The sequence below is a fragment of the Microbulbifer sp. S227A genome, assembly GCF_049800935.1.
The window spans coordinates 49,213-61,840 of record NZ_JBNAFZ010000013.1 but is presented as its reverse complement, the minus strand read 5'-3'; the positions used below and the strand labels follow the sequence as shown (position 1 = coordinate 61,840).

The following is a 12,628-nucleotide window of genomic DNA, read 5'->3' as shown; positions in this document are numbered from 1 at the left end:
GGCCTTTCGCGAGACCGTCTGCGGCCTGGATGGCCGCAGCCGAGCCCCCAGGGATGGGTTTACGGCGTGTCTCGCGAAAGGCCGCCAGCCATAGCCCCGCCACGGACTGGTCAGGTACTTTTCCCCTGAAGCCAGTAGAGCAGCAGTTGACCTCATCTGAATGCTAAACTAGCCCACCTAAAACACAGGCACGGGGAAACTCAAGAATGAACATCCTGGTAATCGGCTCTGGTGGCCGCGAACACGCACTGGCCTGGAAGGCCGCCCAAAACCCCGCCGTAGACACCGTCTTCGTCGCACCGGGCAACGCCGGCACCGCCCACGAGCCCAAACTGCAGAACGTCAACATTGGCGTCGACAACTTCTCCGCCCTCTCTGATCTGGTGGAAGAAAAAGGCATCGACCTCACTATCGTCGGCCCCGAAGCCCCGCTGGTAGACGGCATCGTGGACTTCTTTAACAGCCGCGGCCACAACATCTTCGGCCCGGAAAAAGCTGCCGCCCAGCTGGAAGGCTCCAAAGCCTTCACCAAGGAATTCCTCGAGCGCCACGCCATCCCCACCGCTGCCTACCAGAACTTCACCGAAATCGAGCCCGCCATCGAGTACATCCGTGAGCAGGGCGCACCTATCGTAGTTAAGGCCGACGGCCTGGCCGCGGGCAAAGGCGTGATCGTTGCCGAAACCGTAGAACAGGCCGAGCTGGCCGTGCGCGATATGCTCTCCGGCAACGCCTTCGGCGACGCCGGCTGCCGCGTCGTGATCGAAGAGTTCCTCACCGGCGAAGAAGCCAGCTTCATCGTCATGGTGGACGGCGAAAACATCCTGCCGATGGCCACCAGCCAGGATCACAAGCGTGTTGGCGATGGCGACACCGGCCCCAACACCGGCGGCATGGGTGCCTACTCCCCAGCTCCGGTAGTGACTCACGACGTGTACCAGCGCATCATGGACGAAGTCATCGAGCCCACCGTGAAAGGCCTCGCCTCCGAAGGCATGCCGTACACCGGTTTCCTGTACGCGGGCCTGATGATCAACGAAGAGGGCACCCCCAAGGTCATCGAATACAACTGCCGCTTCGGCGACCCGGAAACCCAGCCGATCATGATGCGCCTGAAGTCCGACCTGGTGGACCTGTGTATGGCCGCGGTAGAAAAGCGCTTGGATCAGGTCACCGCAGAGTGGGATTCCCGCCCGGCACTGGGCGTCGTACTGGCCGCCCATGGCTACCCCGGCAGCTACCGCAAGGGTGATGCGATTTCCGGTCTGGACAAGGCGGACAGCGAAAACGCCAAAATCTTCCAGGCAGGCACGGCGCTTGACGGCGAACGCGTGGTAACGAGCGGCGGCCGCGTACTTTGCGCCACCGCACTGGGTGATACCGTGGCCGACGCGCAAAAGAACGCCTACGAGTGCGCCAGCAAGATCTACTGGGAAGGCGTCTTCTACCGCAAAGACATCGGTTACCGTGCAATCGAGCGCGAACAGCCGACCGAAGCCTAATTGTCTGAGCGAAACGATGCCAATAAGAAGCTAACGAGGAACGCACCTTGAGCAGTCACCGCCAATTGACCGGACTCGACCGCCTGCTGTTGCAGGCGGATCGCGCCCTGCGCACCCTGAGCCCCGGCTCCCCCTGTCACGAGCGCCCATCACCTGCCAAAGCAGTAGATGAAGCAGAGCTTTCCGACAGTGAACGCCGCCATGCGGCGGGGCTGATGCGGGTCAATCACAGCGGTGAAGTCTGCGCCCAGGCCCTGTACCAGGGCCAGGCGCTGACCGCCAAATTGCCTGAGGTGCGTGCCGAAATGGAACACGCCGCGGACGAAGAAATCGACCACCTGGCGTGGTGCGAGCAACGTCTGGATGAACTGGGCAGCCGCCCCAGCGTGCTCAATCCACTCTGGTACGGCATGTCCTTCGGTATTGGCGCTGCCGCCGGCAAGATCGGTGATAAGGTCAGCCTCGGCTTCCTCGCCGCCACCGAGGAACAGGTGTGCAAGCACTTGGAAGGCCATCTACAGGAACTGCCTGAGCAGGATGAAAAGAGCCGCGCGATGGTGGAGCAGATGCTGGTGGATGAGGCCAAGCATCAACATGCGGCACTGGATGCCGGCGGGGCACGCTTCCCCGGCCCGGTTAAAGGTTTGATGACACTGGTTTCTAAGGCGATGACTTCGGTCAGCTACCGCTTGTAATACCCTTGTGGCGGTTGCGCCGCCGGGTAGGCTTTTGCGAGACACGCCGTGAACCCATCCCTGGGGGCTCCTCTAAAACATCCTTGTTTTAGAGGGTCTCGCAAAAGCCTACCCGGCGTCACAACCTTCGCCCTAACCGGACGCACTACGAAGTGCAACTGGTCTAAGCGAAGCAGAAGTATCGGCGTCCCAGAATCAGCTCAAAAACCTCAAAGCACCTCAGTCTCACAACGAAGCCAGTCCTCTTCCAACCCCATCGCAATCCGGTCCCCAACCAACAACTCCCCCACACCCGCCGGCGTGCCGGTCAGCACCACATCTCCCGGCATCAGGGTGAAGTACTCACTGATATACGCCACCAGATCCAGAATCGGCGTCAGCATATGGTTGGACTTGCCCCGCTGACGGATCTCGTCATTCAGCCACAAGGTGTAAGTCAGGTTGTCCCAATCCGGCAACCAGTCCAGCTTCACAAACGGCGATAGCGGGCAGGCGCCATCAAACCCCTTGGCTTTTTCCCACGGCTGCCCCTTGCCTTTCAGGTCCGACTGCAACTCCCGCAGCGTGAGGTCCAGCGCCAATCCCAGCCCGGCAATCGCCCCTGGTACATCGCCGGGGTTGGCATCGGTCAGGCGTTCGCCAATCAACAGCGCCAGCTCCCCCTCAAAATGGCAGCTACCGCGGCCACGGGGAAGATGAACCGGCTGCGCCATCGGCACCACCGAGGTCGCCGGCTTGATAAACAGCAGCGGCTCATCCGGAATCGGGTTATTCAGCTCCTCCGCGTGGGCCGCATAGTTGCGTCCAACACACACGACTTTGCCGAGCGGCAGGTTAACGGGGGTATGACAGGTAAATTCGTGTTGATACATAACCAGATTCGATAGCTAGGATAGATATTGCGTATAAAGCTTTGGAAAGCCCTTGTGGTATGATGCCGCCCTCGCCGGTACCCGGTGAGCCCCAACCGATTTTTCTTTAACCCGCCGCGACCAATCTTCATCGCGCACGGCCAAGAGACCCGATATGGCGCCGCCCAGTTCTGACCAAAAACAATCTCTTCAGAAAGACAAAATCCGCATCCTGTTACTGGAAGGTGTACACCAGTCCGCCGTGGACCTGCTGTCTTCCCGTGGTTACACCAACGTGGAATATATCAAAACCGCGCTGCCGGAAGACCAGCTGATCGAGAAGATTGCCGATGCCCACTTTGTCGGGATTCGCTCGCGCACCCAACTGACCCGCAAAGTGCTCGAGCATGCGCCCAAGCTCATCGCGGTGGGTTGCTTCTGTATCGGCACCAACCAGGTAGACCTGGAAGCCGCTACCGACCTGGGTATTGCGGTATTCAATGCGCCCTACTCCAACACCCGAAGCGTAGCCGAACTGGTGATCGCTGAAGCCATTATGCTGCTGCGCGGTATCCCCGAGAAGAATATCGTGTGCCACCGCGGCGGCTGGAAAAAGTCCGCTGTGGGCTCTTATGAGGCGCGCGGCAAAACTCTCGGCATCATCGGTTACGGCGCCATCGGCTCTCAGACTTCGGTACTGGCCGAAGGCATCGGCATGCGCGTAATCTTCTTCGACGTAGTCACCAAGCTGCCGCTGGGTAACGCCAGCCAGGTCAACAGCCTGGACGAACTGCTGGCGCAGTCCGACGTGGTCTCCCTGCACGTGCCGGAGCTACCTTCCACCAAGTGGATGATTGGCGCCGAGCAGATTGCCAAAATGAAGAAAGGCGCCATCCTGCTGAACGCCTCCCGCGGCACCGTGGTGGAAATCGAGCCGCTGGCGGAAGCATTAAAGAGTGGCCACCTCGCCGGTACCGCCATCGACGTATTCCCGGTGGAGCCACGCGGCAACGACGACGAGTTTCAGTCGCCACTGCGCGGTCTCGACAATGCCCTGCTGACCCCGCACGTGGGCGGCTCTACCGTCGAAGCACAGGAAAACATCGGCGTGGAAGTGGCCGACAAACTGGCGCTCTACTCCGACAATGGCACCACCACCAGCTCTGTGAACTTCCCGGAAGTCGCCCTGCCCGGCCACGCCGGCGCTCACCGCCTGCTGCACATCCACAAAAATGTGCCCGGCGTACTCGGCGCGATCAACCAGGTGTTTTCCGACAATGGAATCAACATCTCCGCGCAGTTCCTGCAAACCAACGAGACTGTCGGCTACGTGGTGATCGATGTCGACGCGGAATACTCTGATCTGGCGCTGGAAAAACTGAAGAACATCCCCGGCACTCTGCGCTGCCGCGTACTGTTCTAAGCGCACACGCTCGACATCGCTAACGGGCGCCGCCGGCGTCTGTTACACTCCGCCAAAACCCGGGTGCTACTGTAAATCTACAGTACCCCGGGTTTCTTTATTGTGCTCCAGACAGATGGTTTACGGCATCTCCGGGCGATCCCCGACTCAGCCGACTCTGTACCCATTGCTGCTACGCAATACCAACCGCGAAGCATAGGTAATACCCGTGAAAAATCACAACTCAGACTCCGCCGCGACAGGCCTGCTTGCCGGCATCGGTGCCTATTTTATCTGGGGCGTCGCACCGTTGTACTTCAAGCTGCTGGACGACCTGTCGGCAATGGAGATTCTCAGCCATCGCAGTATCTGGTCGCTGGTACTGGCGCTGATCATGCTGGCGGTGCTGGGCAAGCTTACCGGGTTGCGCGAGGTACTGCGCACGCGCAAAACGGTCATCGCGCTGCTGATCACTACCGCCCTGATTACCTGTAACTGGCTGATCTTTATCTGGGCGATCAATAGCGATCATATCCTGGATGCCAGCCTCGGCTATTACATCAACCCGATTTTCAGCGTGCTGCTCGGTGTCGTAGCCATGGGCGAGCGGCTGCGACCTTTGCAATGGTTTGCGGTATGCCTGGCGGCGGTGGGTATTTCCTATGAAATATGGAGTTACGGGCGCCTGCCACTGGTGGCCCTGGGCGTTGCGCTGACTTTCGGCCTCTACGGCCTGGTGCGTAAAAAAACGCCCGTGGACAGCCTCACCGGTCTGACCGTGGAAACACTGTTCATGCTGCCACTGGCACTCGGCTTCCTGTTCTGGAGCAGCAGCCCCACCAGCAACCTGCTCAACAACAGCTGGCAAATGAACCTACTGCTGATAGCCGCCGGCCCCGTTACCCTGACGCCACTGCTGCTGTTCAATATCGCGGCGCGGCGGCTGAACCTATCCACCCTGGGCTTCCTGCAATATATCGGGCCGACCCTGATGTTTATCTTCGCCATCGTGATCTACAAGGAGCCGATGGATAGCACCAAGCTGATCACTTTTGCCTTTGTGTGGGTGGCGCTGATCTTTTATTCCGCAGACGCACTGATGCAGCGGCGGCGACACCGTCGCCGCCAACAGGCATGAACTTGAAGAAGGATTGTGAAAAGAGCGCTCGAAACCGCTAGTCCGCTAGCCACTGCTCGAGCGCATCGATGATCTGATCGCGGTAGGGCTGGGTTTCGTTGATCATCTGATGGCGCGCACCACGCACGATAACGCGCTTACTATTGGGGAAACGGTCTGCGATCACGCCCATGTTGTAGCGCCAGTCCACGGTTTTATCATCGGTGCCCTGCACCACCAGAATGGGCTTGGGGTTGCGGTTGGTTTTCGGGAACACCTTTAACCAGTCCACCATGGCGCCCAGCCATCGAATCGACATAACCGGCGATTGCAACGGGTCACGCAAGGCCTGACGACGAGCAAACTCCGCGTCGTGGGTATTGATGTTAAATCCGCGGCTGGGGTGCGGCATCAGAAAACGCCCGAGGTAATACACCCATTTGCGCAGGTGCCAGTTGGCCGGGCGTACCAGCGGTGCCAACAGCATGATCTTGTCGAACGGCTGCCACAAACTGAATTGTAAATAACTCAGCAAGGTCGCGCCGCCGGTACTCTGCCCCATGCCGTGCCAGGGTTCCGGCATTTTATTTCTGGCCTTGCTCAACAAGGCTTCCAGCACTTCGCGGTACTGCAGAAAAGTATCGATGGCCACGGGTTCGCCACTGGACAGTCCGTGCCCGGGAAAATCCACAATCACCACGTTATAGCCACGCTCCAGGCCAAAGCGGATGGCGGAACCGTAAATACCCGTATGATCAAAGTAGCCGTGACAGATAAATAACGTGCCCTTGGGGTTATCGACAAACCAGTACTGGGCAACCAGCTCAAACCCGGTGGACTTGAAGGTGCCGATGCCGGTGGCACAGGCCTCGGAGAATTGGAGTCGATAAAAATTACGGTAGGAAATCACCGCTTCCGGCAGGGGTTGGCTACAGGAAAAATCCAACTGCGGCAGTTGGCTGCGCAACGCGGAATAGTCCGGACGGCGAATCACCGGACTGGTATCAACGACATTGAGATCTTTCAGCAGTTCCATGACCCCATGGTACTGCATTTTTCAATAAAAAAGGGCGACCCCAATTCCAGATAATTTGGGTCGCCCTTTCAGCTAAGCACTTTCGATCAATTGATCTTGGGTACCAGCTCGCCTTTTTCGTAGCGCTGGGACATGGCATCCAGGCTAATCGGCTTGATCTTGCTGGCGTTACCGGCGGTGTTAAACGCTTCGTAACGGGCAACACAGATATCTTTCATGGCCTGGGTAGTCGCCTTCAGGAATTTGCGCGGGTCAAACTCGGAGGGGTTCTGGGCCAGGAAACGACGAACCGCACCGGTACTGGCAAGACGCAAATCGGTATCGATATTCACCTTGCGCACACCGTACTTGATGCCTTCGCAAATCTGCTCAACCGGAACACCGTAGGTTTCCGGAATCTCACCACCAAACTCGTTGATGACCGCCAGCCACTCCTGCGGCACAGAGGAAGAACCGTGCATCACCAGGTGGGTATCCGGGATCCGTGCGTGAATTTCCTTGATGCGATCGATCGCGAGAATGTCACCGGTGGGCGGGCGGGTAAATTTGTATGCACCGTGACTGGTGCCACAGGCGATTGCCAGCGCGTCTACCTGCGTCTGCTTCACGAAGTCTGCCGCTTCTTCCGGATCGGTCAGCAGCTGGTCGTGGGACAGTTTGCCCTCCGCACCTACGCCATCCTCTTCACCGGCCATACCGGTTTCCAGGGAACCCAGGCAGCCGAGCTCGCCTTCCACAGACACACCACAGGCGTGGGCCATTTCCACCGCGCGCTGAGTGACATCCACGTTGTACTCGTAGGATGCCGGGGTCTTGCCGTCATCCATCAGCGAACCGTCCATCATCACCGAGCTGAAGCCCAGCTGGATCGAGCGCTGACATACGGCCGGGCTGGTGCCGTGGTCCTGGTGCATCACCACCGGGATGTGCGGGAACTCTTCCACCGCCGCCAGAATCAGGTGGCGCAGGAAGGGTGCGCCGGCATATTTACGCGCACCGGCGGAAGCCTGCACGATCACCGGGGAGTCGGTCTGTTCGGCCGCCTCCATAATGGCGCGCATCTGCTCCAGATTGTTGACGTTGAACGCAGGCACGCCGTAGCCGAACTCGGCAGCGTGGTCCAACAATTGACGCAAGCTGATTAAAGCCATGAAAAAACCCTTTCTCGTCGATATTTAGCAGTTTTGGGTTAGCGGGCCATTTTCGACCCACTGAGGCGTGCGATTCCTGAAGCAAAGCTCCGGTCGCATCTCTTTTTAATTTGGTGTCAGCCCCGGCATGCTGCCGGGTGCGTTAAATCTGAATCGGGGAGCAGGGTGATTCAGCCACCCTGAAAACATCGTTCAACTTTCGCCCCGCACAACACGGGGCTTTGCGGACTACTCCGCGGCGCGGCTTTCCAACATCGCCACTGCCGGCAGCACCTTGCCTTCCACGTATTCCAGGAAAGCGCCACCCCCAGTAGAAATATAGGAGACCTGCTCGGCGATGCCGTACTTGTCGACCGCCGCCAGGGTGTCACCACCGCCAGCAATGGAGAAGGCGTCGCTCTCGGCAATCGCCTTGGACAGACGCTCGGTACCGCCGCCAAACTGGTCAAACTCAAACACGCCCACCGGGCCGTTCCAGATAATGGTCTTGGCGTTTTTCAGGATGTCACCCAGTGCTGCGGAAGAGTCCGGGCCGATATCGAAAATCATGTCGTCTTCGGTCACCGCATCGGCAGGCTTGGTTTCCGCCGCCGCAGACTCGCTGAATTCCTTGCCGGTAACCACATCGGTGGGCACAGGAATATCGCACTTCTGCATCAGAGCCTTCGCGGTATCGACCAGATCGTGCTCGCACAAAGATTTGCCTACCGGCTTGCCGCTCGCCGCCAGGAAGGTATTGGCAATGCCACCGCCCACAATCAGCTGATCAACCTTGTCAGACAGGCTCTCCAGCACGGTCAGTTTGGTAGACACTTTGGAACCACCAACGATCGCCACCATTGGGCGTGCCGGGCTGGCCAGCGCCTGCTCCAGCGCATCGAGCTCTGCGGCCAGCAGTGGGCCCGCGCAGGCGACGGGGGCGAACTTGGCCACACCGTGGGTAGAGGCCTGGGCGCGGTGCGCGGTACCAAAGGCGTCCATCACAAAGATGTCGCACAGGGACGCGTACTGCTTGGCCAGTGCCTCGTCGTCTTTCTTCTCGCCTGTGTTAAAGCGCACGTTTTCCAGCAGCGCCACTTCACCGTCCGCGAGTTCCACGCCACCCTGCCAGTCTTTGATTACCGGCACGTCTTTACCCAGCAGCTTGCCCAGGTGTTGCGCCACCGGCGCCAGGGAGAATTCCTCCGCGAATTCGCCTTCCGTGGGGCGCCCCAGGTGGGACATCAGCAGAACCTTTGCGCCAGCGTCGACAGCGGCTTTGATGGTGGGCAGTGCCGCGCGAATACGCGCATCGGAAGTCACAACCCCGTCTTTTACCGGCACGTTCAGGTCTTCGCGAATCAATACGCGTTTGCCTGCCAGATCCAGGTCCTTCATCAATTTAACCGCCATAGCCAATCCTCTTTTGCTGGTTGCTGAATACTTACTCACACTAACTGCCCCGGAGGGGCGGGAAGCGGGCGCGGATTATACGCTGATGCGCCACCAGCGGTCACGGTGCGGCGAAGTCTGCGCGGCGGGGGCTTGGGCAGGCGCGAGTATATCAACCCGTTTTGTAAATGGATTACGACATACCGTGTATAAGCCTCTGATAACGCTGTCATTTTTTACAAAAAGGCAAAAAAATTCCCAGCTCGCCCCAGAGGCGTTTGCCGCTATTTGCCGAGCCCCATACCATTACCCACGAACCCGTGCTTTGCTTGCTAATCCCATTACTTCCCCCTGTTCACCGGATCCCATATGTCGCGCAGTAAACGTCGCCACAAGGTGCGCTTCCCCAACCCCAACGGGTTGCCCCTCGCGGGCATCCTGGAAACCCCGCAAGGCACCACGCACGGCTTCGCGCTGTTTGCGCCCTGCTTTACCTGTGGCAAAGACGTACTGGCCGCCTCGCGTATCTGCCGGCGCCTCGCCGATCACGGTATCGCCACCCTGCGCTTGGACTTCACCGGCCTCGGCGACAGCGCCGGTGATTTCAGTGCGACCAACTTTTCCAGCAACGTGGCGGACCTGATTAGCGCTGCCAGCTTTCTGCGCGACGAGTACCAGCCCGCGGACTTGCTTATCGGGCACAGCTTCGGCGGCGCCGCGGTGCTCGCGGCGGCCGAGTTTATCCCTGAAGCCAAGGCCGTCGTTACCATCGCCTCCCCTGCAGACCCACAACATGTGTTGAAGCAGTTTGGCAGCGCCCTCGAGACGATTCAGCAGGAGGGGCAGGCCGAGGTGCAGCTTTCACAACGCCCGTTTGTGATCCGGAAACAGTTTGTGGACGATGTATTGGGTATACCGGAAGGGCATATCCACAAATTAGGGCGTCCGCTACTGATCTACCACTCGCCGGTTGATCAGGTGGTGTCCATTGACGAGGCTGCGGATATCTACAATCGCGCATTGCACCCGAAGAGCTTTATCAGTCTGGACGATGCCGACCACCTGCTGAGTGATCGGGCAGATGCCCTCTATGTGGCCGATACTCTAGCGGCCTGGGCCCAGCCGCACCTGAAAACGCGCTCGGAGTAACAACGCAAGGTGACCACCATGGAAGAATTCACGGATCAGTGCCCCTACTGCGGGGAAATGATTTCCATGCTGATCGATACCAGTGCCGGCGACCAGCACTACATTGAAGATTGTGCAGTGTGCTGTCGGCCGATTCAGGTGCGGGTAACGGTGGAGATGGACGGCAGCTGGCAGGTGCAGCTAAACCATGAAAACGAGGTGTAAGTCACCAGCTCTGGCAAAAACACATCGGCAAAACAAAAAAGGCCGCGAACATCCGTTCGCGGCCTTTTTTGCATCCTGTGAGATGAAGTTGGCGGACTGGGAAATTACACCGACTGGTGAATTTCCTTGGCCGCGCGCTCGCCGGTAGATACGGCACCGTCGATATAACCGAAGTACTCCAGCTCGGTGTGCTCACCACAGAAGTGGATATTGCCTTCCACCAACGGCTGGGCACCCCACCAGGAGGTGTAACTGCCAAAGGTGGGAGTGGAGTAAGAACCTTTGGACCACGGGTTGGCAGACCACTTGGACTGCATCGCAGTACCAGAGAAGGCCGCAGAGGTACCCGGGAAGACGTTATCCACAATGTTATGGAAGTGGTTAATGTCACTCTGCAGCGGCGCCGCAAAAGGCTGGTCGGTGCCGAGGTTTTTACCGTAGTCGCCACCGAAGAAGTTCACCAGAATGCCGTCTGGCTGGCCGTTTACGGAAGTGGAATCCCAGGTGTCGAACAGCTCCGGGCGGCCCACGTAGGTAACTCCGTTGGCGGTCACGGCCTGGCCGTTTACGTATTGGGTCTGGGTCCAGGGGCGGCTGTTGTGGTGCATGGCAAGTTTGCCGTTGGCACCAAAAGCCATCTGTTCTATCGCCATGCGCTTCTCAGGACGGAAGCTGTTGTACAGAGACGGTTCAATGTCCACATCACGCAGCAGGGAGAACGGCAGCGCGAGAACCAGCTTGTCACAATTGTGTACGTAGCCGTCTTCGAAAGTCAGGGTGTAAGGACCATTGATGTCGCCATTGATCGCCACCAGCTTGCGTCCGGTTTCGATGCTGCCTTCCGGCAATTCTTCGGCCATGCGGCTCCACAGCTGGTCGTTACCACCCGCAATGCGGAAACGCTCGTCGGTGCCCGCCAGCGGCGTGGCGCTGTTGATCGGGTTCCACGCCAGCAGATAAATCAGGTTCAGCGCTGTCTGCTCTTCCGGCTGCAGGCCGTACTCGGCCACCAGGTCCGCCTGGAATACCTGCCCCATATTGGAATTAGCACCAATACCTACCTGATCCATCCAGGTATTGGAGTCAAGATAATCCAGCGCTTTGTGCGTGTCATTGTGCCAGTCGTAGGTCGGCAGCCACGGGGCTTCTGGCTGGATTTTCTTGAAGATCTTATAGGTTTCGCGCCACTCTTCGTTGAGCTGGTGCTCTGAGTAGTGCTGGCCATTTACGTAATACAGCTCGCTGCCGCCAGGCACTGCGTTGCCGTTTACGTCTTCGATATCCAGACCCAGCTCGTTCGCCAGGTTACGCACAGCATTGTGCTCGGTGGAAATCAACTCACCGCCGCGCTCAACCGGGCCACCGAATATGGTGCGGTTGGTATTTACCCGGCCACCCAGACGGGTGTTGCCTTCAAACACAGTGCTGGCAATGCCGTACTGCTGCAGGCGATGCGCACAGCGAATACCCGCAATACCGCCACCGATAATCGCAACGCTGCCCGGACGGCCGTCGCCATTGCCGCCACCTGGATCCGCCTGCGCCGGCTTGGAAACACCTGCCAGAGAAGAGCCAACACCAACTGCCGCGGCCCCCATACCCAGCTGCTTAAGGAAGCGACGACGCTGTTCATTACCGGTCAGCTTGGCGCCTTCGGTAACGATGTCGAGGCTTTCGTCTGCGGAGATTCCGGTTTTATCAGACAGCGCCTGGGCGACACGCATGCGGCGCATCAGGCCCGCGATGGGGGAGAGGGACTTGCGGCTTCTCATGATTCTTCCTGTGAGTTTGGCGAAACTGGGACCTAGGTCCCAGAAGTTATTTTTTACGCCATTCTACAGGGGATGCAGAAAAATGGAATATTTATTCGGTTTTTAGCACCCAAAGAAAACTAAGTACTCACAAACATCTAATAAACTGATTTACATAGACTTTTTTAACCTCAACCCCTACTACCCAATACATCACCCCTTAATGGCCGTTTAATTTTCCGCCAATTGCATCCAATTTTGTCACTCTTGCGTAGAGTTTCATGAATATATACCAGCCCCTTTCGACCTCGCTTCGCATAGATCACTCTGCCAGCGACCGCCGCCCCTCTCTTGGGAGGCGGCGCTGGACGGGCCAAGACGTACGCTGTTGCAACCCCC

11 protein-coding genes are annotated in these 12,628 nt (G+C 58.5%); 6 read left to right on the top strand and 5 right to left on the bottom strand.

Going from position 1 to position 12,628, the window contains the following annotated elements:
* The first annotated feature begins 206 nt into the window (after window positions 1–206).
* Window positions 207–1,502 (top strand): phosphoribosylamine--glycine ligase, encoded by a 1,296-nt coding sequence (gene purD, locus ACP15R_RS22505; protein WP_224868605.1) that lies wholly within the window; start codon window positions 207–209, stop codon window positions 1,500–1,502.
* Between the two features lie 47 nt (window positions 1,503–1,549).
* Window positions 1,550–2,197 (top strand): 2-polyprenyl-3-methyl-6-methoxy-1,4-benzoquinone monooxygenase, encoded by a 648-nt coding sequence (coq7, locus tag ACP15R_RS22500; protein ID WP_424988271.1) that lies wholly within the window; start codon window positions 1,550–1,552, stop codon window positions 2,195–2,197.
* A 209-nt stretch (window positions 2,198–2,406) separates the two neighbouring features.
* Here the strand turns inward: coq7 and ACP15R_RS22495 are convergent, their stop codons facing one another.
* Window positions 2,407–3,069, bottom strand: coding sequence for a fumarylacetoacetate hydrolase family protein (locus tag ACP15R_RS22495; protein ID WP_224868603.1), 663 nt, complete (start codon window positions 3,067–3,069; stop codon window positions 2,407–2,409).
* Window positions 3,070–3,223: 154 nt separating this feature from the next.
* Here ACP15R_RS22495 and serA point away from each other — a divergent pair, with 154 nt between their 5' ends.
* Both serA and rarD read left to right on the top strand, forming a co-directional pair.
* On the top strand, window positions 3,224–4,471 hold the full coding sequence (serA, locus tag ACP15R_RS22490) for a phosphoglycerate dehydrogenase (RefSeq protein WP_224868602.1): 1,248 nt from the start codon (window positions 3,224–3,226) through the stop codon (window positions 4,469–4,471).
* Window positions 4,472–4,679: 208 nt separating this feature from the next.
* Window positions 4,680–5,588, top strand: coding sequence for an EamA family transporter RarD (gene rarD, locus ACP15R_RS22485; RefSeq protein WP_224868601.1), 909 nt, complete (start codon window positions 4,680–4,682; stop codon window positions 5,586–5,588).
* 37 nt (window positions 5,589–5,625) lie between these two features.
* On the opposite strand, the gene ACP15R_RS22480 is transcribed toward rarD, so the two are convergent.
* The 3 genes from ACP15R_RS22480 to ACP15R_RS22470 all read right to left on the bottom strand — a co-directional run bounded on the left by ACP15R_RS22480 (window position 5,626) and on the right by ACP15R_RS22470 (window position 9,146).
* Complete coding sequence (locus tag ACP15R_RS22480) at window positions 5,626–6,603, bottom strand: alpha/beta hydrolase (protein ID WP_224868600.1); 978 nt, start codon at window positions 6,601–6,603, stop codon at window positions 5,626–5,628.
* A gap of 86 nt (window positions 6,604–6,689) precedes the next feature.
* A complete protein-coding gene (gene fba, locus ACP15R_RS22475; protein WP_224868599.1) occupies window positions 6,690–7,754 on the bottom strand; it encodes a class II fructose-bisphosphate aldolase in 1,065 nt (354 codons plus the stop codon).
* Window positions 7,755–7,982: 228 nt separating this feature from the next.
* Window positions 7,983–9,146: a phosphoglycerate kinase gene (locus ACP15R_RS22470; protein ID WP_224868598.1), complete on the bottom strand. Its 1,164-nt coding sequence runs from the start codon at window positions 9,144–9,146 to the stop codon at window positions 7,983–7,985.
* Between the two features lie 348 nt (window positions 9,147–9,494).
* Here ACP15R_RS22470 and ACP15R_RS22465 point away from each other — a divergent pair, with 348 nt between their 5' ends.
* Window positions 9,495–10,274: an alpha/beta hydrolase family protein gene (locus ACP15R_RS22465; protein WP_224868597.1), complete on the top strand. Its 780-nt coding sequence runs from the start codon at window positions 9,495–9,497 to the stop codon at window positions 10,272–10,274.
* 18 nt (window positions 10,275–10,292) lie between these two features.
* Window positions 10,293–10,478 carry a CPXCG motif-containing cysteine-rich protein gene (locus ACP15R_RS22460; RefSeq protein WP_224868596.1) on the top strand — a complete coding sequence of 62 codons (186 nt, stop codon included), beginning with the start codon at window positions 10,293–10,295 and terminating at the stop codon, window positions 10,476–10,478.
* A gap of 104 nt (window positions 10,479–10,582) precedes the next feature.
* On the opposite strand, the gene ACP15R_RS22455 is transcribed toward ACP15R_RS22460, so the two are convergent.
* Window positions 10,583–12,250 (bottom strand): FAD-dependent oxidoreductase, encoded by a 1,668-nt coding sequence (locus tag ACP15R_RS22455; protein WP_224868595.1) that lies wholly within the window; start codon window positions 12,248–12,250, stop codon window positions 10,583–10,585.
* Window positions 12,251–12,628: the final 378 nt, after the last annotated feature.

Bases quoted from the DNA above. Each gene is read 5' to 3' on its own strand.
- ACP15R_RS22465 (WP_224868597.1), top strand. From the start codon at position 9,495: ATGTCGCGCAGTAAACGTCGCCACAAGGTGCGCTTCCCCAACCCCAAC.
- ACP15R_RS22455 (WP_224868595.1), bottom strand. From the start codon at position 12,250: ATGAGAAGCCGCAAGTCCCTCTCCCCCATCGCGGGCCTGATGCGCCGC.
- fba (WP_224868599.1), bottom strand. From the start codon at position 7,754: ATGGCTTTAATCAGCTTGCGTCAATTGTTGGACCACGCTGCCGAGTTC.
- ACP15R_RS22495 (WP_224868603.1), bottom strand. From the start codon at position 3,069: ATGTATCAACACGAATTTACCTGTCATACCCCCGTTAACCTGCCGCTC.
- ACP15R_RS22480 (WP_224868600.1), bottom strand. From the start codon at position 6,603: ATGGAACTGCTGAAAGATCTCAATGTCGTTGATACCAGTCCGGTGATT.
- serA (WP_224868602.1), top strand. From the start codon at position 3,224: ATGGCGCCGCCCAGTTCTGACCAAAAACAATCTCTTCAGAAAGACAAA.
- ACP15R_RS22460 (WP_224868596.1), top strand. From the start codon at position 10,293: ATGGAAGAATTCACGGATCAGTGCCCCTACTGCGGGGAAATGATTTCC.
- ACP15R_RS22470 (WP_224868598.1), bottom strand. From the start codon at position 9,146: ATGGCGGTTAAATTGATGAAGGACCTGGATCTGGCAGGCAAACGCGTA.
- purD (WP_224868605.1), top strand. From the start codon at position 207: ATGAACATCCTGGTAATCGGCTCTGGTGGCCGCGAACACGCACTGGCC.